The organism is Escherichia sp. MOD1-EC5495 (assembly GCF_002965965.1).
GTDB classification, from domain to species: domain Bacteria; phylum Pseudomonadota; class Gammaproteobacteria; order Enterobacterales; family Enterobacteriaceae; genus Escherichia; species Escherichia ruysiae.
Genome location: NZ_PTRI01000031.1, coordinates 1 through 21,332 on the forward strand (window position 1 = coordinate 1; position 21,332 = coordinate 21,332).

The window sequence follows — 21,332 nt, forward strand, 5'->3', positions numbered from 1 at the left end:
ACAAAGCCTCCCTGAAATATCTCAGCGATCACCCGAAATTGCAGGGTATTGCTCATCAAAATAGCTTTAAACATACCTGATAACAGGATGCTATAAGGGACCTCAGCCCCGGCTGGCAAGCCGGGGCTGAGAGTTCGGTCAGAATATAACCCGGAAATATTGGTTTATATTCATATTGTTATTAAGTTGTATAAAGTATGAATGTTTATAAATTATAATGGTATAAGTGAAATATCACCTTAAGGTATTATTCACCAGGTATTCATTATCTTGCATTTTTATCTATGCATTTTTGTATTATAAATACCATAATACTGCGCAATTTATTCCACTCATTATCCTTTTTCTTACCGCTTCGTTTAAATTTATACGCCAGTAAATTTGACTTAGATATAATGCGTGCTACATTAATAAACAGTAATATGTTTATGTTATATTAAGTCAACTATGCAATCACAACATGGCACTTGTCTCATTGCGTACGCAACACATAAATATATTCTCACCGTGGCTAATGGTGAATATCGCTATTTGAATGGCGGTGATTTGGTCTGCGCGGATGCAAGTCAGGTTTTAGTTTCTAACTCCTTAGAAAATTTAGTATTTGTCACGAAGGAAACGCTTTCATTATTTCTCCAGATGCTCAAGGAGGAGGCATTAATTTTCCATGCTCATAAAAAAGCACCTTCGTTAATTATTCACCACTGCGCCAAAGAAATTCCAGTTTTTCAGGAAGTTGCACAACTCTCGCAGCAACATAATCTCCGCTATGGTGAGGTATTGCGCAAAAGAGCATTAATATTTGCATTATTGTCAGTTTTTCTTGAGGATGAGCAGTTTATACCGCTACTTGTGAACATATTACATCCCAATATGCGCACGCGAGTTTGTACAGTTATCAACAATAATATCGCTCATCAATGGACATTATCACAGATCGCCAACGAGTTACTGATGAGTCAGAGTCTGTTAAAGAAAAAATTGCGTGAAGAAGATACGTCTTATTCACAACTGCTCACCGAATGTAGAATGCAGCGTGCATTACAACTTGTTGTAATGCCTGGTATTCCAATAAAACGTGTAGCAATGTCCTGTGGCTATAACAGCATGTCATATTTTATTTACGTTTTTCGAAATTATTATGGGATGACACCCACAGAGTATCAGGAACAAATAGCACAAGGAAGGTTCAATGGCGACTCAATGACAAGGCTTGTTACAGAGGAAAATTTTATAGTTCGGCTGTAAGAATAAGATTACAAAGTCTGCCCGAACATAAAAAAAACCCGGCATAGGGGACCGGGAAGAGGATAGTCTGCCGTCTCCAGACTAATAAACCGTTATAACACTCCCTGTTGGCACGGGAAACTTTTGTGCTCTCAGTAAGTTAAATATAACGTTTGCTGGAGATAAGATCAGCCAAATTTTTATAAACATAGGCTATACGATTTTTAAAAATATAATTTTATTGTATTTACTTACTTCCAATTAACTGTTATGCAAATTTGCGTAATAGGTAAATTATGATCCTACTAAATATGGCAGTTTTAGCCCTGAGGAACAGTCAGGCATCATTTCATCAGTATACTGAAATTGAAATAATCGCAGTAATGGAATATAAGGGATAGTCATGGCTCATGTTTGCTCGGTGATCCTCGCCTGCCGTTCGTTCGATATTTATCATGAACAGCAAAAAATATCGTTGAACAAAGAGAGTATTCTACTACTGGAGAAAAATTTGGCAGACGATTTTTCGTTTTGTTCACATGATACGCGACGTCTGGATATCGATGAGCTGACGGTTTGTCATTACTTACAAAATATTCGTCAGGCACCACATAATTTGGGGCTACATAACAAAAATCGTTTATTAATTAACCCAGAGCCGCCCATGCCTCTGGTGATAGCGATTTTTGATAGTTTTGCTAAATCCGCTGTAAATTCTCCGATATTGAGCAATATGCTCTATCTTTCCTGCTTATCAATGTTTTCTCATAAGAAAGAGCTTATACCCTTACTTTTTAACAGTATCAGCACTGTCTCGGGGAAAGTTGAACGTATTATTAGCTTTGATATAGCCAGGCGTTGGTATCTGCGTGATATCGCAGAAACAATGTATACCAGTGAGAGCTTAATCAAAAAAAAGTTGCAGGAAGAAAATACTTGCTTCAGTAAAATATTACTCGCCTCGAGGATGTCGATGGCCAGAAGACTACTTGAGTTACGGCAAGTTCCTCTACATACCATTGCTGAAAAATGTGGGTATAGCAGTACGTCGTACTTTATAAATACATTTCGACAATATTATGGCATCACACCACATCAGTTTGCACAGCATTCGCCGGGAACCTTCTCCTGATTTTGGGTATTGGTCAGGATCTCACACTCGCTGCATGTAAAACTCTTTCCTGATTATCTCTGCCGGAACCAACGGCAAGTTCTCTTTGGCAGTTCGCAAACGGGTATTAGTATTTTCAGGAGGAAAAGACGCAGCATGTTTGGGATTATTAAGCTAACAATTCATATAATTACGGGAATGCTGGTCTGTATTGTGCTGTTCAAATTGATGACCAATGGCTGGAGTGGTTTCTACTTTCACTGCTGTTTGTTAAGTCTGGTATTCCTCACGATTAGCTGGTTGTTGAGTAGTGAGTGGTTGCGAGGAAAGAGTAAGGCCGAACGCTCATGTTCAACCTTACTCTCATTCATACGTTACACTTTTTTAATGCGGGCAAAGAGATGTTCCACAACGACAAAAAAGACGGGAACGAAGTAAATTGCCAGCACAGTTGCTGCAAACATCCCCCCCATAACGCCTGTACCTACCGCGTTTTGTGCGCCGGAACCTGCGCCATGACTGATAACCAGCGGCAGCACGCCAAGAATAAAGGCCAGAGAGGTCATGAGGATTGGGCGTAAACGCATCCGCGCCGCTTCGATAATCGCTTCTACCGGCGTCTTCCCTTCTTTCTGCATCATCTCAACCGCAAATTCGACGATCAGGATGGCGTTCTTGGCGGAAAGCCCGATGGTGGTCAGCAACCCGACCTGGAAGTAGACGTCATTGCTTAATCCGCGCAGGTCAGTTGCCAGTAATGCACCAATGACACCCAACGGTACAACTAACATCACCGAGAACGGAATTGACCAGCTTTCATACAGCGCGGCGAGGGCGAGGAACACCACGACCAGTGAAATGGCATACAGTGCGGGAGCCTGGTTGGAGGATAACGCTTCCTGATATGACAGCCCGGTCCAGGAGTAGCCGACGCCCGCCGGAAGTTTAGCGACCAGATCCGCCATAAATTTCATCGCGTCACCGGTACTTTTCCCGGCAGCGGCTTCCCCTAAAATCTCCATCGACGGAATGCCGTTGTAACGTTCCAGTCGCGGCGAACCGTAGGTCCATTCTGTTGAAGAATATGCAGAAAGCGGAGCCATCGTGCCAGAGGCGTTGCGTACATACCATTGGTTGATGTTGTCTGGCAGCATACGGAAGGGCGTTCCAGCCTGGACATACACTTTTTTCACACGCCCCTGATTGAGGAAGTCGTTGACGTAGCTACTGCCGAAGGCGGTAGAGAGGGTCTGGTTGATATCAGACAGTTCCACGCCCATCGCTTCGGCTTTCGCGGCGTTGACGTTCACTTTGAACATCGGCGTATCTTCCAGGCCGTTCGGGCGAACCGCTGTTACCTGATCGGGTGATTGTGCTGCCAGCGACAACAACTCGTTTCTCGCCTGGGTCAGCTTTTCGTGCCCCAGGTTGCCGTTGTCCAGTAGTTCCATATCAAAACCTGATGCTGTACCCAGCTCCGCTACCGCAGGTAAGTTGAACGGGAAAATCATCGCTTTATTGATACTGCTCAGAGCCACCATTGCCCGCTGAATGATTGCGGTCACCGAGTTTTCCTCGCCGACGCGTTCAGACCACGGCTTGAGGCTGATAAACGCCAGACCGTTGTTTTGCCCCTGACCGCTGAAGCCAAAGCCGCCAACGGTAAACACCGACTGGACATTATTTTTCTCTTTGGTCAGATAGTAATCAGTCACCTGTTGCAGCACTTTCGTGGTGTTAACCATGGTGGAACCTGACGGTAGCTGCGCGGTGGTCATAAAGACCCCCTGATCCTCTTCCGGTAAGAAAGAGGTCGGTGTACGCAGGAACAGCACCGCCATCCCGGCACAAATCAGTAGGTAAACCACCATATAGCGACCAGTGCAACGCAGCAGTGAGCGGGTGCTGTCGGTATAGTGCTGAGTCGATTTTTCAAACAGATGGTTGAAGCGTTCGAACAAGGCGTTCGGTTTGTGACCACCTTCCGGTGCGGCTTTCAGAATGGTGGCGCAAAGTGCCGGGGTCAGGCTCATCGCCACAAACACCGAAAGCAACATGGAGGAAATCAGCGTAATGGAGAACTGGCGATAAATTTCCCCGGTCGCGCCGCTCATAAAGGCCATTGGCATAAACACGGCGGACAGAACAACGGCAATCCCGACCAACGCACGCTGGATTTGCCCCATCGATTTATGCGTCGCTTCCTGCGGCGGTAGCTTATCTTCCGCTATCACGCGCTCGACGTTTTCCACCACCACGATGGCGTCATCCACCAGAAGCCCTATAGCTAACACCATCCCGAACATGGTGAGGGTGTTGATGGTAAAACCGACCGCCGACAAAATCGCGAACGTACCGAGAATAACCACCGGCACGGCGATAGTCGGGATAATCGTAGCGCGAATGTTCTGTAAAAACAGATACATGACCAGGAAGACGAGGATGATCGCCTCAACCAGCGTTTTGAAAACTTCCTGAATTGAAATTTGGATAAACGGCGTAGTGTCGTAAGGATAAACCGTCTTCAGGCTGGCGGGGAAATAGGCTGATAAGCGGTTGAGCTCTGCTTTTACTGCCCGCGAGGTATCGAGCGCGTTTGCCCCGGTAGCCAGTTTGATGGCGATACCGGCGGCAGGTTTGCCGTTATAGCGCGCCACGGTAGAATAATCTTCCGCCCCCAGCTCGACGCGAGCAACGTCGCGCAGCAATACTTGCGAACCATCTTGCTGAACTTTCAGCAGGATTTTGCCAAATTCTTCCGGCGTTTGTAGGCGCGTCTGCACAATGATTGAGGCATTCAGTTGCTGGTCTGCCGCCTGTGGCATCCCCCCCAGTTGACCGCCGGAAATCTGGTTGTTTTGTACTTTGATTTGGGAAATAACATCAGAAGGAACGAGATTGTATTTATTGAGTTTTTGCGGGTCCAGCCAGATACGCATGGCGTACTCTGAACCAAAGAGCTGTACGCTACCGACACCTGCGGTACGGCTGAGTGGATCTTTAATATTAGAAGCCACATAGTCCGCGATGTCGTACTGGTTGAGGCTGCCGTTATCAGAGATAAACGCCGCCACCATCAGGATATTGCTGCTCGATTTATTGACGCTAATTCCTTGTTGCTGTACCGCTTCGGGGAGCGATGGCATGGCGAGTTGCAGTTTATTTTGTACCTGAACCTGCGCGATATCGGGCGATGTTCCCGTCTCAAAGGTCAGGGTGATGGATGCATTACCTGCTGCATCGCTGGTTGATGACATATACATCAGGCCATCAAGCCCATTCATATTTTGTTCAATCACCTGAGTGACTGAGTCTTCTACCGTTTGCGCATCAGCGCCCGGATAGGTGGCGCTGACGGTGATGGTCGGCGGCGCAATCTGCGGATACTGCGCAACCGGTAAGTTCATGATCGCCAGACCGCCTGCGAGCATCAAAATAATGGCAAGTACCCAGGCAAAAACCGGGCGATCAATAAAATAGTTAGCCATGAAAGTCCCCTTAAGCCTGCAACGTTATTGTTTCGATTCGGTGCTGGCGTTTTCCTGGCTGGAGGAAATTGCGCGTGCCTTGATACCCGGATGTATGCGTTGCAAACCGGAAACGATCACCCGATCGCCAGCCTGCAAACCAGAGGTAACAACCCACTGGTTTCCGATAGCTTTGGTCGCGTCAATTTCGCGTAACTGCACGACATCGTCTTTATCCAGAATGAGCGCCGTCGCTTTACCCTGAGCGTTGTGGGTAACACCTTCCTGCGGCACCAGTAACACATTCTGGCGGCTACCTTCATCCACTAATGCTGTGACGTACATGCCTGGCAGTAAGTCACCATTTGGATTGGGGAAAATCGCACGCAACGTGACGGAACCCGTGGTTTCATCTACCGTCGGGTCGGAAAATTTCAGCGTGCCGGTCTGGCTGTAACGTTTGCCATTTTCCAGATTAAGCTGCACAGGCGTACTGCCCTGAACCTGTTTGATCTGCCCACTGGCGACTTCCTCTTTCATGCGCAAAAAATCTTGCACTGACTGGGTGAGATCGACATAAATCGGGTCAAGACGCTGCACGGTAACCAGGGAATCAGCTTGATTAGCGGTAACTAATGCGCCGACGGTCACCGACGATTTTCCGCTGACGCCCGTAATCGGCGAGGTGACATTTGCGTATTGCAGATTGATCGTCGCCTGCTCAACAGCCGCTTTGGCGACGGTGACGTTGGCTTCTGCTTCATTCAGTTGGGTGCGCGCGGTGTCGTAATCCTGACGGCTAACGTAGTTGGTCTTCAGCAACGATGCCTGGCGGTTAAAGGTGATGCGGGCATTGCTGGCGGTGGAGAGAGCTTTCGCCAGCGAACCTTTGGCGGAGTTCAGCTCTGCCTGTAAAGGTGCAGGATCAATCTGATACAGCGAGTCGCCCTGGTTAACTTTATCGCCTTCGATAAAGTTGCGTTTAATGATAATGCCGCCTACCTGGGGGCGTATCTCAGCAACTTCATAAGGAACAGTTCTGCCGGGCAGTTCGCTCATCACATTGACCGAACCGGGAGAGAGTGTCACCACACCCACTTCAGGTGTCATCGCGGCGGCATTTTCCGTCGATTTGTCATCGCAGGCGGTGAGTATCGCGCCGCAGAATAACAACGGTATTAACAGTATTCTTTTTCTGTTCATTTTAGTCCCTGAAAACTCGTGAGAAATAACGGTTCTTTGAATTGCGTGCGGGGAGAGGTATGAGGGATTTACAGACCAGCGGCATAATGCAAGTCATGAGCTTGTAAGCCTGTGAGAGAGCATGTAGGCAGAGCGACCAATATCGTGATGTTAATGGCAAAAAAAATGTTGCCGTTCTGCCGACAGTCTCTGTCTGCATCCGGGCAACGAAGGTTTCTACTGGTGGATACACAAACCAGGGGAATAAATTCGTTTTCGCTTCTCCTTGGGTTATCACCGGGAGTAATGGAGTCAGCATTTGCATCCCTCGTCATGCCAGCCATTAATTTCAAACAATTATCGCTGGGTCACTTCGGCGCCTTATTAAAAATAAGAAGAAATTCCCAGAGTCACGATGTCGCTCATACGTCTCAGTTTCAGCTTGTACATGATATTGAATTTCTGGATCTTTAACGTTTGCTGCGAAATATTTAGTGTTGATGTGATATTACTTTCATTTTTGTTTTTCAGAATCAGTTGCATAATTTTGAATTGATTGTGCGAGAAACATAATTGAGAATTCTTATGGGGTAAGTGTTTTCCATAAGTAATATCAATCAGGTTTTTAATACTTTCTTTGCGGCTGATAAAATAAATAGGCGACTGACTTTTCAGTTTACTGATGTGATAAGGTGCCAGAACAATGATTCTTTCGGCATCTAATTTCTCAAGAAACTTAATAGCTTCTTCATCAAGGATATGATTATGATAGGTATCAATGATCACCTTGAATGGTTTGTTGCCTATGCTTTTGAGCTCTGACAGGGAATTGATTTTTATCATTTCGTGATTATCTTTCAACTGCAAAAAGCCCTGTAAAAGAAAAGAATCCTTCGTCATGAGAAAAATCATAACTTGCTCCTTAGCCGTTATCGTTTCGAACATGCTGTCCTTTTCATTATTTACATCCATGTCCGAATATGGTGTTCAATATAGTAAACGCCTATAAGAACCTTGCCCTTCGTGAACTAATACGTCTATTAACACTAATCAAAACTTCAGATTTAGCCATCATCTGGTCCATATATTGATCCTAGGTAAGATTCCTGGTTGTTATTGATTTGTAATTAATAAACAAAACATTAACACGCTGCGGACTTCTACCCAAGAATAAGTTATAAATAATCCATTTGTGATCTCTGAAGAATATGACTAAAGTTAAAGCGTAATCCGATTTAAATATTGAGTCTCCTTGTTTCTATTTAAGCTGGCAATTGGATTGCCAGCTTTCTTTTAGTGCATTGATAGTGAAAAAATAAACTCTGTAATATTTGTTTATCTACCTATAGCATCGATGTTTATGGAACCTTCAATTCACTTTCTCACAGCACTTCTAAAACATTAAACCTGACAACGAAAAATATCAGCCATGATAATGTTTGAAATGGCTAATTCGCCGTGAAATAAATAAAAAATACAAAAATTTCAGATAGTTGATTTAATCGCTGTGTGCGATTTATTTCAACGATAGTACGTGTTTTATCAAAGTAGCTATGCGGTGGTGTGGGTATTAGCCACCTCATAATCATTGTGCGTGACTATGAGGCAGGCTAAAAAATAGAGCGGAGATACGTCGGCTAGTTATTATTTTTTAACGAACAAACTAGCAAAACTGAACAGGCTGGCGGCGCTAAATATGAGTTCGATCCCTACCAGGGTAGATACCAATGTCACAGAAACCATCGGTGTTGCGCCAAGGAATATCCAGGCAATGACGATATCCAGCACACCAATAACGAGTTGTAGCCAGCTACCTTTCATTGAACGCTGACGATACCAGCTCATCAGGCGAATAACCCCTGCGACGCAGAACAGACCCGCAATAAACGCTGCAATGGCGAAAATCCCTAGCTCCGGTGCGCGGATAAAGAAATAGCCGATCAATAAATAGGCTACTGCCACGAGGAACCCCGATAATACAGGCCAGAAATTATGACTGCGGTTGCTGAATAATCCAACAATAAGTGCAATGCCCGAGCAGATTAATAATACGCCAACTACCGTGCTTAGAATATCACCAGAAACAAACGGGAAACTGATACACAGTAAACCGACGATGAACAGCAGTACTGCAATAAACTGGATCGCTCTGCGATGCTTCTTAAGCATATCCAGATCAAACTTCAAAATTGTTGCCTTATCTATATATAACATAGAACCACCCTATAAATTTAAGAAGGAAAACCCCTGCTATCAATCTATGCCAAAAATGCATCTGAGAATGCAGTTGATTTAATAAAAATTTCCTAATTACCGTGCTTGATGACCGTGTAACTTGTTGTATTAGAATAAAAATATCTGATTTTGATATTTTGTCTCAACATGACATACCCAGAAAACCAGGTTATAACCTCAATGTCGAAATTGATTCGTGACGGCTCTTTCACTTTATAGTTGAGGATATTACGATGAAAAAAGTATTAGGCGTTATTCTTGGTGGGCTGCTTCTTCTACCTGTAGTGAGCAATGCAGCCGATGCGCAAAAAGCAGCTGACAATAAAAAACCTGTCAACTCCTGGACCTGTGAAGACTTCCTGGCTGTAGACGAATCCTTCCAGCCGACAGCTGTCGGTTTTGCTGAAGCTCTGAATAATAAAGACAAACCGGAAGATGCGGTTTTAGATGTTCAGGGTATTGCAACCGTAACCCCTGCGATTGTTCAGGCTTGTACCCAGGATAAAAAAGCCAGCTTTAAAGATAAAGTTAAAGGCGAATGGGACAAAATTAAGAAAGATATGTAATTACGGGAATGCGTTACATCGTATTTCCTTAAATATTGAACAGGCCGGAATATCTTGCTTATAAAGCAGGTAATCCTCCTGTTCATATATCAATTATTTATTGAATGGGTTGTAAAATGAATATTGCATCTCTACGTAAAGCCATTGTTTTCGTTGGCGCTGTAGCGGCACTGTCACTGGTTAATGCGCAATCTGCACTGGCAGCTAATGAATCGGCTAAGGATATGACTTGTCAGGAATTTATTGACCTGAATCCGAAAGCGATGACACCTGTTGCATGGTGGATGCTGCATGAAGAAACAGTTTATAAAGGTGGCGATACAGTAACCTTAAATGAAACTGACCTGACTCAGATCCCTAAAGTGATTGAATATTGTAAGAAAAATCCGCAGAAAAATTTGTATACTTTTAAAGATAAATTGGCAAATGTCCTGCCGAATTAACAGGAATAAAGCAAAAAGGAGTAGCAAGCCGAGCCATCTTGCTGCTCCTTTTTGCGTTTTTATATGACTACCGAATTTATTATTCGTTTGATCCTGGCCGCAATTGTTTGTGGTGCTATTGGCATAGAAAGGCAAATACGCGGCAAGGGTGCTGGTTTACGTACTCATGTCTTGATTGGCATGGGCAGCGCGCTGTTCATGATTGTGTCGAAATATGGTTTTGCTGATGTGCTGGCGTTGGATCATGTCGGGCTTGATCCCAGCCGTATTGCCGCTCAGGTCGTCACTGGCGTCGGATTTATCGGTGCGGGGAACATCCTCGTTCGCAATCAAAATATTGTCGGTTTAACGACCGCTGCGGATATTTGGGTAACGGCAGCCATTGGTATGGTGATTGGTAGCGGCATGTATGAACTGGGGATTTACGGTTCCGTGATGACCTTGCTGGTGCTGGAAGTCTTCCATCAATTAACCTTCCGCCTGATGAACAAAAATTACCATTTACAGCTGACGTTAGTGAACGGTAATACGGTATCAATGCTCGACTGGTTTAAGCAGCAGAAAATAAAAACAGATTTAGTTTCGTTGCAGGAAAATGAAGATCATGACGTGGTTTCCATTGATATCCAGCTTCATGCCACGACGTCGATAGAAGACCTGTTGCGATTATTAAAAGGCATGGCAGGGGTGAAAGGCGTTTCAATTAGCTAATCTGTATCGTTATTTATTCGGCAGGAGTACCAGAGCGGTACTCCTGTTGGTTTTAATGATCGAGGACGATCAGTGGTGAGTGGTTGGCAGGATCTTTTAACACGGTAATATCCGCGCCATAGAGCATTGTCAGCGCCTGTTGTGTCAATACGTCCTGCGGTTTGCCATTTGCGACAACCTTTCCTTTTTGCATCAAAACAACACGGTCAGCATAACGGGCTGCAAGATTAAGATCGTGCAATACGCAGCAGACGTTAAATTGCCGTTCGCGAACTAACTGGCGTAATAAACGAAACAGATGTTGTTGATGGTGAATATCCAGCGCCGACGTCGGTTCATCAAGAAATAACCATTTCGGTGAGGGGACAGGTTCCCAGAGTTGCACCAGCAGGCGAGCCAATTGCACACGCTGTTGTTCACCGCCGGATAATTGCCGGTAGTCGCGGTTAGCGAGTGCCTGACAGTCGCATAACGCCATAATCTGCACCGTTTCACCACTCTGATGGCCGGTACGATGCGGATGCCGCCCCATCTGGATAACTTCCTGTACGCTGAATGGAAATGCCATGTGGCTATTTTGACGCATCACGGCCCGGTGTTTCGCCAGTTCGGTGATTGACCATTCATTTAATGGCTTATTAAACAACCGGCATTCGCCGCTATCAGGTTGAAGGTAGCCGGTTAGCTGGCGAAGCAGCGTGGATTTTCCCGCGCCATTAGGGCCGAGAATGGCAACAATTTCTCCGCCGGGAAAAGTCAGCGAGACATTATCAGTCAGACGCCGTCCATGAAGGCTATAAACCAGGTTTTTGGCGCTGATCATGTGATCCTCCGGTTACGCAGAATCAACCACATAAAATAAGGGCCGCCAAGCAGACTGGTTAATAATCCCACGGGCATTTCTGCGGGCTGTACCAGCGTGCGGGCAAGCGTGTCTGCCATCAGCAATAAACAGGCGCCGGCGAGGGCAGAGCAAGGGATTAACCAGCGGTGATTTGCCCCGGTCGTCATGCGAATCAGATGCGGGATCACCAGGCCAATAAAGCCGATAATGCCGCTTACCGATACGGCAGCGCCAACCAGCAGTGAGCTAATCAACAGTAATTGCTGGCGTTTACGCTTTACGTTGACGCCGAGGTAATGGGCTTCTTCATCACCAAGCTGGAGTAAATTTAGCGTTCCAGCGAGACAGGTTGTTGCCATAATGGCTGGCAGAATGAATGAACTGGCGACCAATAACGTCGGCCATTGCGCCTGACCGAGATTACCCATCATCCATAATGTCAGTTGTCGTAGCTGCTGTTCATCGCCGATATAGCTCAGTATGCCGATCGCCGCACCGCACAGGGCATTGATGGCGATCCCGGCCAGTAACAATTGCATCATGCTGCCATCGCGATGGCGCTGTGTGATGAGAAAAATGACGGTACAGACCACTAAACTGCCGGCGATGGCAAACACCATTTGCTCATAGAGCACCAGCACCACTGGGAAGGAGAAGGGCAGCACAATAGCAACGCCAACCATTAATGCAGAACCGCTACTGACGCCAAGTAATCCAGGGTCAGCCATTGGGTTGCGAAAAAGCCCCTGCATAATCACCCCGGCGGTTGCCAACGCTGCGCCTACCAGCACTGCCAGTAAAACGCGAGGCAGGCGAATATTCAGCCAGATATCGCGGTATTCCTCATCAAAAAGGGCATCAAAACTGATCTTTAACGCTCCCTGACTGGCACCGAACAGCACCAGAGCAAGCAATAATAGTGATAGCCCCATAAAGACACTGGCGGAAGAAAATGAATCCTTGAGCACGCAAAACTCCATTACGACATTACGGCGCGGATATTCCGCGCCGGGAGGGGATTACGCTGGTTTCAGATCTGGTTCAATCAGACTGTAGATCTGCTTGTTGAGTGTCGGCTGACTGGCCAGTTCAGCAATATGTGCAGCGACATCGGCACGGCGGACAAAACCATGGCATTCCTGATTTTGTATCCGTAACGCTTTACCCGTTGCTGCGCCATCAAGCAGACCGCCTGGACGGAGAATGGCGTAATCAAGTTGGCTGGTTTGCAGCCAGCTTTCCGCCAGCGTTTTTTCCCGTACCGCCTGACCAAACGCGGCTTTGGCGCGATCCGATAAAAACGGCCAGCTATCTCCGCATCCCAAAGAGGTCACCAGAATCATGCGCTTGATACCGGCCTTTTCGGCCTCATCAATCACTGTTCTGTGCGCCAGATAATCCTGTGCGCCACCCATTGTTGAGATTACAAGCGCATCCGGGCCAGCCGCGCGGCAGGCCGCTGCGACCACGCTGGCATCACAGGCGTCGCCTGTAAAAACCTGCACACCTTGTTGTGCCAGTTTAGCCGCAGCGTCTGTACGGCGAACGACAGCAACGACCGGACGTTGTTCCGCCAGCGCCAGTGCAAGCGTTCTGGCTCCAACTCCCTTTCCGCCTGCGCCAAAGAGTAGCCACGGCGTCATCAGGCATGTTCCTTCAGAGATGCCGCCAGAGCATGGAAGGCGCTGACTTGTTCGCTCAGGAGTTGACGATGGTCATCCCTGCCGAGGAAGATTTTCAGCATGGCGCTGCCTTCCTTATTGAAAAAGAGAATAGAGGCAGTGTCCATGCCCATGAATTTACGTTCGATTAAGGCAATATGTGTGCAGTTTTCTGCTTTGATATGCCCGGACATGCCGTGCTTTCCGCGTAGGTTGAAATAGCCGTGACGATGGAAACCCGAAGGCAGTTCTCCGCTAAATTCAAGGATCACATCGGCAGTATGCACCAGCGTGGTGACGTTGCCCCATTCGCAGACGGTATCCCAGACAGTATCGAATTTATCGCCTGACACGACCGTCGGAGAGGGCAGATTTTTCACTACCTCCAGCAGTGTGGTGTTGTATTGTTCGGCGATCGCTTCCAGCGTACCGTCTGGCTCCGTTTTCAAAAATTCCTGTAACGAGACATGGCTCATAAATCACTCCTGTTATGGTTTTCCAAGCGCAATCGCTGGCGCATTAAGTACCTGAATCAGTTCATTAAGAGACTGCAAAATATTGCTTGCCCAGAAACGACCTTCATTGGTCAGCCGCAGGCAAGTTGAAGCATCGCGGCTTAAGCCTTTTTGGTGCCACTGAGCCAGTAACGGCGCGAGTTTTTCGGCATGTGGCGTAAGTTCGTCCAGTGGTACACGCGCCGTTTCAATGCCCGATTGCAAGGTATGACGCCACTGCGCGTTACGTTCGGCGTTACGCATGATCATCATCAGCGGTTTTTTGCCTGCCGCGACGGATTCATGCCAGGTCTGAAGATTACGTTCGTTCATCCAGGAGTAACCATTAACCGAACCGCCAGCACCGGAACCAAAGGCCAGACAATCGGCACCCTGTTTAATCAGCAGGTTATAGAGATTACGTTCGCGTGTGGTGCGACCCCAGTGGCTGTTACTGATGCAGCGCCAACCGGCATCGTCCATGAAGTCACACCCTTGCAGATAGAGATCGCGACGTTCTGCCGGAGAGGGCACGGTAGTGCGCCCGTTTTCCACGGCTTTGCCCAGCGGCGTGTTGGGCAGGACATTGAGCGCATAGAGATCGACACCATCGAGACCGATATCGCGGGCAATAGCCAGATCTTCTCCCCAGGTTTGCGCATCCTGACCTGGCAGGCCGAACAGCAGGTCGCACACCACCGCAGCCCGGTCGCGTTTGACCAGGCTTTCCATAAACGCAATGGCGGTCGGACCATCAGAGGTGCGTGCCATTTTCTTGCGGATTTTGCTGTTAAATGACTGAATACCAATCGAGAAACGATTTGCTCCTGCGTCAAGGCAAGCATCGATTCGATCAGCATCAAAATTCAGTACCCGGCCTTCAATGGTGATTTCACAATCGGGTGCCAGCGGTAATTTCTCTCGTAGTGTGGTGATGATTCTGGACAAATCGCGCGCCGAGAGCGCGGAAGGTGTGCCGCCACCGAAATAGACCGCGTGGATGGGTGCGGACTGATGCAATACGCTGTCTGCCTCCAGCTCGATTTCTCGAATCAGGGCATCGGTGTAACGAGCGCACGCATCTTCGTTAAAACGATTCTGATAAAAGCCACAAAACGTGCAGTGTGTCGCGCAAAAAGGAATATGCAGATAAACCAGTCGTTTACGAGGTGAAGTCGTTTGACCAATCATCTCTTGCCAGGTTTGTGCCAGTTGTTCTTTGGCGACCGGAATGGCCCCACGAAACGGCATCATGGCGCGCCTGTCTTTAAATGGCTGGTCTCCGTCTAAAGCAAAATGTGGCGTGAGATCCAGGGTGTTTTTCATGTTCATACGTCTGATTTAAATCCGTTTATTGCGGCCAAAGCTGCTGGTGTAAAGACTCAACGACATCAGCAATACGCGGGCCCATTCCCAGAATCAGGTTTTGATCAACGGTGATAATGCGCTGGTTCTTCCAGGCGGCGGTGTGGGTAATTCCGGCAATAGAACGCAGCCGATTAATATCGCCATCGACCATTTGTGAGGTGACGACAATCACTTCAGGGTTAGCCGCAATCAGCGATTCCGCGCTGTAGCTTTTGTACTGCTGGTGGGTAGCGACGTTTTCTGCACCGGCAAGTGACAGAATGGCGTCTGCGACGCTGCCTTTACCGGCAACCTGTGGCGCACTGCCGCCTGCGGAGAGAATAAACATCGCTTTAACTGGAGCTTTTTTGGCCGCCACGCTTTGCTGTACCCGCTCCAGGCGTTGGTTGATCTGTGTCACCAGCGCGTCGCCTTGTTCAGGAACCTGTAACGTTTTCGCCAGTTGGCGAATGTTGGCGTACATCTGCTCAAGGGTGGCGGGCACACGCGGTAGGGTGACGACGTTGACCTTCTGCGCCCGTAGCTGGTCGAGCACAATTTGCGGCCCGGCATCCTGCCAGGTAATTACGCTATCCGGGCGAAGTGACAAAATGCCTTCACTGCTCAGTTGCTTCCAGTAGCCAATATGCGGCAGTTTGGCGGTTTCTGGTGGATAAGATGTCGTTTCATCGACACCAACCACGCGGTTGCCAGCACCCATCGCGTAGATCAGTTCCGTCAGTGACCCTCCAGCAACCACGATACGTTCGGTCGCCGTTGCGCTAAAAGCCCAGCTAAGAGCCAGTACTGCCGTAAACAGTTTTTTCATGGGGATATGATTTACCGTGGTCTTCGCGGCAGAGGCCACGGCTGAAATACATAACGTTAGTGGGGAAAAAAGACACGGCCTGGTGGTGATCCTTGGCATCATATGAGAACTCTTATCAAATTGAGAATGATCATGATTATCATTTGAGTTATATATGAAATACCACCATCGATTCAATACGCAAGGCGTTACAAGCGTATTTATTTTTGATTTTTATCAAGATGATTCGTCAGCTAACGTTATTGTTACCGACTAAATTTGAGGGCGGGGAAAAGGCGAAATACCAGCAATGTTGCGGGTTGCAGGGCAAAGAGATAGCAAAATTATTGCAGTTAACGACAAAGATTCGTTACGGCACGGTGGGGCGAATTGTGACAAGGAGGCTGTGGTTGATGAGACATAAACAGATTTTATAACCCCCTGTTTAGTGTGTTAATAGCGGTTAAAAAAAGCTTGATCATAAAAAATTGATCGATAATAATTCTCATTATCAAGTTGGTATTTAACAACACATGATCATATGGATAATGAAACTATAACTTTTGTAAGGGATAACGCACTGCACTCTTCACTCCAGACGTGGTGTACCACCAGACCTGATAAAGAGGGCGTGTATTTGCGCAATTGTCAGAAATACCAGGTAATTTCACGGGATATAAACGCCAATTAACTCACCTGGCTAATACTATCGCTTTGAATCGTAAATAAATTTATTTTCGCCAGCCACCCCGGTTTTTACCCAGGCAGCCAGCATTTTTTATTTTCCTCATGGAGAATCGCTATGTCACGTCCGCAATTTACCTCGTTGCGCTTGAGTTTGTTGGCTTTGGCTGTTTCCGCCAGCTTGCCGACGATTGCTTTTGCTACTGAAACCATGACTGTTACTGCAACGGGGAATGCCCGCAGTTCCTTCGAAGCGCCAATGATGGTCAGCGTTATCGACGCTTCCGCCCCTGAAAACCAAACGGCCACTTCAGCCACCGATCTGCTGCGCCATGTTCCTGGGATTACTCTTGATGGTACGGGACGCACAAATGGTCAGGATGTGAATATGCGTGGCTATGATCATCGCGGCGTGCTGGTTCTTGTCGATGGTGTTCGTCAGGGAACTGATACCGGACACCTGAATGGTACTTTTCTCGATCCGGCGCTGATCAAACGTGTTGAGATTGTCCGTGGGCCTTCGGCATTACTGTATGGCAGTGGCGCGCTGGGAGGGGTTATCTCCTACTATACGGTCGATGCAAAAGATTTATTGCAGGAAGGACAAAGCAGTGGTTTTCGTGTCTTTGGCACTGGCGGCACGGGAGACCATAGCCTGGGGCTGGGCGCCAGTGCTTTTGGGCGAACTGAAAATCTGGATGGTATTGTGGCCTGGTCCAGTCGCGATCGTGGTGATTTACGCCAGAGCAATGGTGAAACCGCGCCGAATGACGAGGCTATCAACAACATGCTGGCGAAAGGAACCTGGCAAATTGATTCTGCCCAGTCTCTGAGCGGGTTAGTGCGTTATTACAATAACGACGCGCGTGAACCCAAAAATCCGCAGACCGTTGAGGCTTCTGATAGCAGCAACCCGATGGTTGATCGCTCAACGATTCAACGTGATGCGCAGCTTGCTTATAAACTCGCTCCGTTGGGCAACGACTGGTTAAATGCCGATGCAAAAGTTTACTGGTCGGAAGTTCGTATTAATGCGCAGAACACGGGGAGTTCCGGCGAGTATCGTGAACAGACAACAAAAGGTGCCAAACTGGAGAACCGTTCCACTCTGTTTGCCGATAGCTTTGCCTCTCATCTGCTGACATATGGCGGTGAGTATTATCGTCAGGAACAACATCCTGGCGGTGCGACGACGGGCTTCCCGCAAGCGAAAATCGATTTCAGCTCTGGCTGGCTGCAAGATGAGATAACCTTACGCGATCTGCCGATTACCTTGCTTGGCGGAACCCGCTATGACAGCTATCGCGGTAGCAGCGACGGCTACAAAGATGTGGATGCCGACAAATGGTCGTCTCGTGCAGGGATGACTATCAACACGACCAACTGGCTAATGTTATTTGGCTCGTATGCACAGGCATTCCGCGCCCCGACGATGGGCGAAATGTATAACGATTCTAAGCACTTCTCGATTGGTCGCTTCTATACCAACTATTGGGTGCCGAACCCGAATTTGCGTCCGGAAACCAACGAAACTCAGGAGTACGGCTTTGGGCTGCGTTTTGATGACCTGATGTTGTCCAATGATGCCCTGGAATTTAAAGCCAGCTACTTTGATACCAAAGCGAAGGACTACATCTCCACTACCGTCGATTTCGCAGCGGCGACGACCATGTCGTATAACGTCCCGAACGCCAAAATCTGGGGTTGGGATGTGATGACGAAATATACCACTGATTTGTTTAGCATTGATGTGGCCTATAACCGTACCCGTGGCAAAGACACCGATACCGGTGAATATATCTCCAGCATTAACCCGGATACTGTTACCAGCACCCTGAATATTCCCATTGCCCACAGCGGCTTCTCTGTCGGTTGGGTCGGTACGTTTGCCGATCGCTCAACACATGTCAGCAGCAGTTACAGTAAACAACCGGGCTACGGCGTGAATGATTTCTACGTTAGTTATCAAGGACAGCAGGCGCTCAAAGGCATGACCACCACTCTGGTACTGGGCAACGCCTTCGATAAAGAGTACTGGTCGCCGCAGGGTATCCCGCAGGATGGTCGTAACGGAAAAATTTTCGTGAGTTATCAATGGTAATCATCTGCCCCGATATTTCGGGGCGTTTATCTGGAAGGAAGAGAGACAATGAACCACTACACACGCTGGCTTGAGTTAAAAGAACAAAATCCCGGAAAGTACGCGCGTGACATCGCAGGTTTAATGAATATTAGCGAAGCAGAGCTGGCATTTGCCCGTGTCACGCACGATGCGTGGCGGATGCGTGGCAATATTCGTGAAATTCTGGCGGCACTGGAAAGCGTTGGCGAAACCAAATGCATTTGCCGGAACGAATATGCTGTTCATGAGCAGATTGGTGCTTTCACGAACCAGCATTTGAACGGTCATGCCGGATTAATACTCAACCCGCGTGCGCTGGATTTGCGACTGTTTCTCAATCAGTGGGACAGTGTTTTCCATATAAAAGAAACCACGGCTCGCGGCGAACGCCAGAGTATTCAGTTCTTTGATCATCAGGGCGATGCGTTACTGAAAGTTTATGCCACCGACAATACTGACATGGCGGCATGGAACGAGCTTCTGGGGCGTTTTATCGTCGAAGAGAATACGCCGCTTGAGTTAAAAGCCGTTGATGCGACTGCCGCACAAACCGACGTAGATGCCAGTGTGGTCGAGCAAGAGTGGCGGGCGATGACCGACGTTCATCAGTTTTTTACGTTGCTCAAGCGCCACAACCTGACTCGTCAGCAGGCGTTTAATCTGGTGACAGACGATTTGGCCTGCAAAGTACCCAACAGCGCGCTGGCGCAGATACTGGAATCCGCCCAGCAAGATGCTAATGAGATCATGGTATTTGTTGGCAACCGTGGTTGCGTACAGATCTTCACCGGTGTGGTTGAAAAAGTGGTGCCGATGAAAGGCTGGCTGAATATTTTCAACCCAACGTTTACTCTTCACCTTTTAGAGGAGTGCATTGCTGAAACCTGGGTTACTCGTAAACCCGCCAGTGACGGTTATGTGACTAGTTTGGAATTGTTTGCTCATGATGGTACGCAGATTGCGCAGCTCTATGGTCAACGTACAGAAGGCGAACAGGAGCAAGCGCAATGGCGTAAACAGATTGCGGCATTGACGCAGGAAGGTGTTACTGCGTAAAGCGTAATTGTGTGGAGGTCTGGCGGTCGCCGGGCCTCTTTATAAATATCAGCTGGTGAGTTCAGACCAGATAATCAATATGTTGATGACGTACCAGTTCGTTGATCCGCTTAAGGTTAAGAATCATCATAATATTGTGTTTATGGCAATAGAATGTTTTCAGCGAAATTTTTAATTTCCCCAGAATATCTTCCGTCGTCATTTGATTAGCAATGCAGGTCAGAACCTGATGTTGTTTGCATGAGAGTGACACATCCGCTTCTGGCACAGAACAGTAACTGCCATTAAGCAGCGCGACAAAGTCAATAATCGTAATATTTCTCTGGACAAAGGTTACCGGGACTTTTCCCAGACAACGTTTAATATTAAACGGTGAGAAAACAATGACATGAACAGGCTTCAGATGTTCAATTTTGTTGAGTATTGAAGAATGAAAGACATTATTCATTAACGTGTCAATAATCACTAAGGCATTCTGATGCAATGTTAAGTCGATCTCTTCTTCGTTCTGTATATGAACGACATTACCCTTACTTAAAATATTTTTCATGGCGGTGAAAAACATTGTATCCCTAGTAATTATAAGAAACATAACCGACTCCTGTTGCGGACATTAACTTTATAATCAGGTGCCAAAGGTAATAAATAGAGAGGATATTATAATTATAGTTATATATAAATATTCATACTAAAGATGCAGATATTTGAAAAATATCTGCATCTTTAAACTAAATCATTTCACCAGTTCTGGTGTTACCTGGCTAACCGCATTAGTGTAGTAAGGTGCGCCCCAGCCTGGTTCAGGCCAGAATGCGCCGTAGCCGTAATCCCACAGGTTGTAGGTGGTGTTGACCACTTCTCTCAAATGCCACACCTGAATACCTTGTACATTCACGTCAACGAAGTTATACGGGACTTTATTGATAAATCCAGGTTGTTCGCCCTGAATTGTGCCGAGAACGGTAACAAAGTGATTGCGGTAGTTCACTGGGTCAAGGAAGCCATTTTGTCTGGCGAGCAGGCGACCCTGATAGTTGGCTTCAATTTCAGGTTTGGCATAGCTATCCAGCGGTAATACGGCGATTTCTAACAACGTATCTGTTTTGCCGTTAATAACGTTGATAACCTTACCGCCAAAGCGTGCCTGTTGACCAACATACAAATTTGGTTGGTTATGAACAGCAACAAAACTTTTTTGAATATCAGGTTGGTTATTGCCTTTGATATTTTGCGGAATCGAACTACATGCGGCAAGAAAAAATGAAAGGCTGAAGATGAGTGCACCTTTTGTCTTGTTCATGTTACTATCCTTATCAACAAATGTTAAAACCATAATAGATATTTCTTTATAGTTTTCATCCGATTCTTAGGCGA

At 47.1% G+C, this 21,332-nt stretch carries 20 protein-coding genes; 8 read left to right on the top strand and 12 right to left on the bottom strand.

Going from position 1 to position 21,332, the window contains the following annotated elements; all coding sequences use genetic code 11:
* From BEG40_RS22200 to gadW, 3 genes are all read left to right on the top strand, one after another.
* Positions 1-80, top strand: an 80-nt coding sequence (locus BEG40_RS22200; RefSeq protein ID WP_286135164.1) for a hypothetical protein, incomplete at its 5' end; no start/stop codon positions are given.
* A 367-nt stretch (positions 81-447) separates the two neighbouring features.
* The gene (gene gadX, locus BEG40_RS19670; protein ID WP_001191771.1) at positions 448-1,248 is read left to right on the top strand and encodes a DNA-binding transcriptional regulator GadX; all 801 of its coding nucleotides are present in this window, start codon (positions 448-450) and stop codon (positions 1,246-1,248) included.
* A gap of 382 nt (positions 1,249-1,630) precedes the next feature.
* Complete coding sequence (gene gadW / locus BEG40_RS19675; protein WP_000951546.1) at positions 1,631-2,359, top strand: acid resistance transcriptional activator GadW; 729 nt, start codon at positions 1,631-1,633, stop codon at positions 2,357-2,359.
* 353 nt (positions 2,360-2,712) lie between these two features.
* Here the strand turns inward: gadW and mdtF are convergent, their stop codons facing one another.
* From mdtF to hdeD, 4 genes are all read right to left on the bottom strand, one after another.
* Complete coding sequence (mdtF, locus tag BEG40_RS19685; protein ID WP_105285992.1) at positions 2,713-5,826, bottom strand: multidrug efflux pump RND permease MdtF; 3,114 nt, start codon at positions 5,824-5,826, stop codon at positions 2,713-2,715.
* A 24-nt stretch (positions 5,827-5,850) separates the two neighbouring features.
* On the bottom strand, positions 5,851-6,960 hold the full coding sequence (gene mdtE, locus BEG40_RS19690) for a multidrug transporter subunit MdtE (RefSeq protein WP_309246982.1): 1,110 nt from the start codon (positions 6,958-6,960) through the stop codon (positions 5,851-5,853).
* A 411-nt stretch (positions 6,961-7,371) separates the two neighbouring features.
* Positions 7,372-7,899 (bottom strand): acid resistance transcriptional activator GadE, encoded by a 528-nt coding sequence (gadE, locus tag BEG40_RS19700; protein ID WP_000576683.1) that lies wholly within the window; start codon positions 7,897-7,899, stop codon positions 7,372-7,374.
* 732 nt (positions 7,900-8,631) lie between these two features.
* Positions 8,632-9,201 carry an acid-resistance protein HdeD gene (hdeD, locus tag BEG40_RS19705; protein WP_000965661.1) on the bottom strand — a complete coding sequence of 190 codons (570 nt, stop codon included), beginning with the start codon at positions 9,199-9,201 and terminating at the stop codon, positions 8,632-8,634.
* 254 nt (positions 9,202-9,455) lie between these two features.
* Here hdeD and hdeA point away from each other — a divergent pair, with 254 nt between their 5' ends.
* The 3 genes from hdeA to BEG40_RS19720 all read left to right on the top strand — a co-directional run bounded on the left by hdeA (position 9,456) and on the right by BEG40_RS19720 (position 10,942).
* Positions 9,456-9,788, top strand: a complete 333-nt coding sequence (hdeA, locus tag BEG40_RS19710; RefSeq protein WP_000756548.1) for an acid-activated periplasmic chaperone HdeA — start codon at positions 9,456-9,458, stop codon at positions 9,786-9,788.
* Positions 9,789-9,904: 116 nt separating this feature from the next.
* Positions 9,905-10,231: an acid-activated periplasmic chaperone HdeB gene (gene hdeB / locus BEG40_RS19715; RefSeq protein WP_016158878.1), complete on the top strand. Its 327-nt coding sequence runs from the start codon at positions 9,905-9,907 to the stop codon at positions 10,229-10,231.
* Positions 10,232-10,294: 63 nt separating this feature from the next.
* Positions 10,295-10,942, top strand: a complete 648-nt coding sequence (locus BEG40_RS19720; RefSeq protein ID WP_016231541.1) for an MgtC/SapB family protein — start codon at positions 10,295-10,297, stop codon at positions 10,940-10,942.
* A 52-nt stretch (positions 10,943-10,994) separates the two neighbouring features.
* Here BEG40_RS19720 and BEG40_RS19725 read toward each other — a convergent pair whose 3' ends face one another.
* Genes BEG40_RS19725 through shuT form a run of 6 tightly spaced genes read right to left on the bottom strand, consistent with a single transcriptional unit; the run spans position 10,995 to position 16,216 of the window.
* Positions 10,995-11,765: a heme ABC transporter ATP-binding protein gene (locus tag BEG40_RS19725; RefSeq protein WP_000622219.1), complete on the bottom strand. Its 771-nt coding sequence runs from the start codon at positions 11,763-11,765 to the stop codon at positions 10,995-10,997.
* Entirely contained in the window at positions 11,762-12,754 is a 993-nt protein-coding gene (gene shuU, locus BEG40_RS19730) for a heme ABC transporter permease ShuU/ChuU (RefSeq protein WP_000910395.1), read from the bottom strand. Before shuU ends, BEG40_RS19725 begins: the two co-directional genes overlap by 4 nt.
* A 51-nt stretch (positions 12,755-12,805) precedes the next feature.
* Positions 12,806-13,429 (bottom strand): anaerobilin reductase, encoded by a 624-nt coding sequence (gene chuY, locus BEG40_RS19735; RefSeq protein ID WP_000189340.1) that lies wholly within the window; start codon positions 13,427-13,429, stop codon positions 12,806-12,808.
* The gene (gene hutX, locus BEG40_RS19740) at positions 13,429-13,923 is read right to left on the bottom strand and encodes a heme utilization cystosolic carrier protein HutX (RefSeq protein WP_000020032.1); all 495 of its coding nucleotides are present in this window, start codon (positions 13,921-13,923) and stop codon (positions 13,429-13,431) included. Before hutX ends, chuY begins: the two co-directional genes overlap by 1 nt.
* A gap of 12 nt (positions 13,924-13,935) precedes the next feature.
* The gene (hutW, locus tag BEG40_RS19745) at positions 13,936-15,273 is read right to left on the bottom strand and encodes a heme anaerobic degradation radical SAM methyltransferase ChuW/HutW (protein WP_001056418.1); all 1,338 of its coding nucleotides are present in this window, start codon (positions 15,271-15,273) and stop codon (positions 13,936-13,938) included.
* A gap of 19 nt (positions 15,274-15,292) precedes the next feature.
* Positions 15,293-16,216, bottom strand: a complete 924-nt coding sequence (gene shuT / locus BEG40_RS19750) for a heme ABC transporter substrate-binding protein ShuT (RefSeq protein ID WP_024191052.1) — start codon at positions 16,214-16,216, stop codon at positions 15,293-15,295.
* A 775-nt stretch (positions 16,217-16,991) separates the two neighbouring features.
* On the opposite strand from shuT, the gene chuA reads away from it, so the two are divergent.
* The gene (chuA, locus tag BEG40_RS19760; protein WP_309487038.1) at positions 16,992-18,881 is read left to right on the top strand and encodes a TonB-dependent heme/hemoglobin receptor ChuA/ShuA; all 1,890 of its coding nucleotides are present in this window, start codon (positions 16,992-16,994) and stop codon (positions 18,879-18,881) included.
* Positions 18,882-18,929: 48 nt separating this feature from the next.
* Positions 18,930-19,958, top strand: coding sequence for a hematinate-forming heme oxygenase ChuS (gene chuS / locus BEG40_RS19765; protein WP_105285994.1), 1,029 nt, complete (start codon positions 18,930-18,932; stop codon positions 19,956-19,958).
* Between the two features lie 61 nt (positions 19,959-20,019).
* Here chuS and BEG40_RS19770 read toward each other — a convergent pair whose 3' ends face one another.
* Both BEG40_RS19770 and slp read right to left on the bottom strand, forming a co-directional pair.
* A complete protein-coding gene (locus BEG40_RS19770) occupies positions 20,020-20,550 on the bottom strand; it encodes a helix-turn-helix domain-containing protein (protein ID WP_000478613.1) in 531 nt (176 codons plus the stop codon).
* Positions 20,551-20,691: 141 nt separating this feature from the next.
* Positions 20,692-21,258: an outer membrane lipoprotein Slp gene (gene slp, locus BEG40_RS19775; RefSeq protein ID WP_001044202.1), complete on the bottom strand. Its 567-nt coding sequence runs from the start codon at positions 21,256-21,258 to the stop codon at positions 20,692-20,694.
* Positions 21,259-21,332 lie beyond the last annotated feature (74 nt).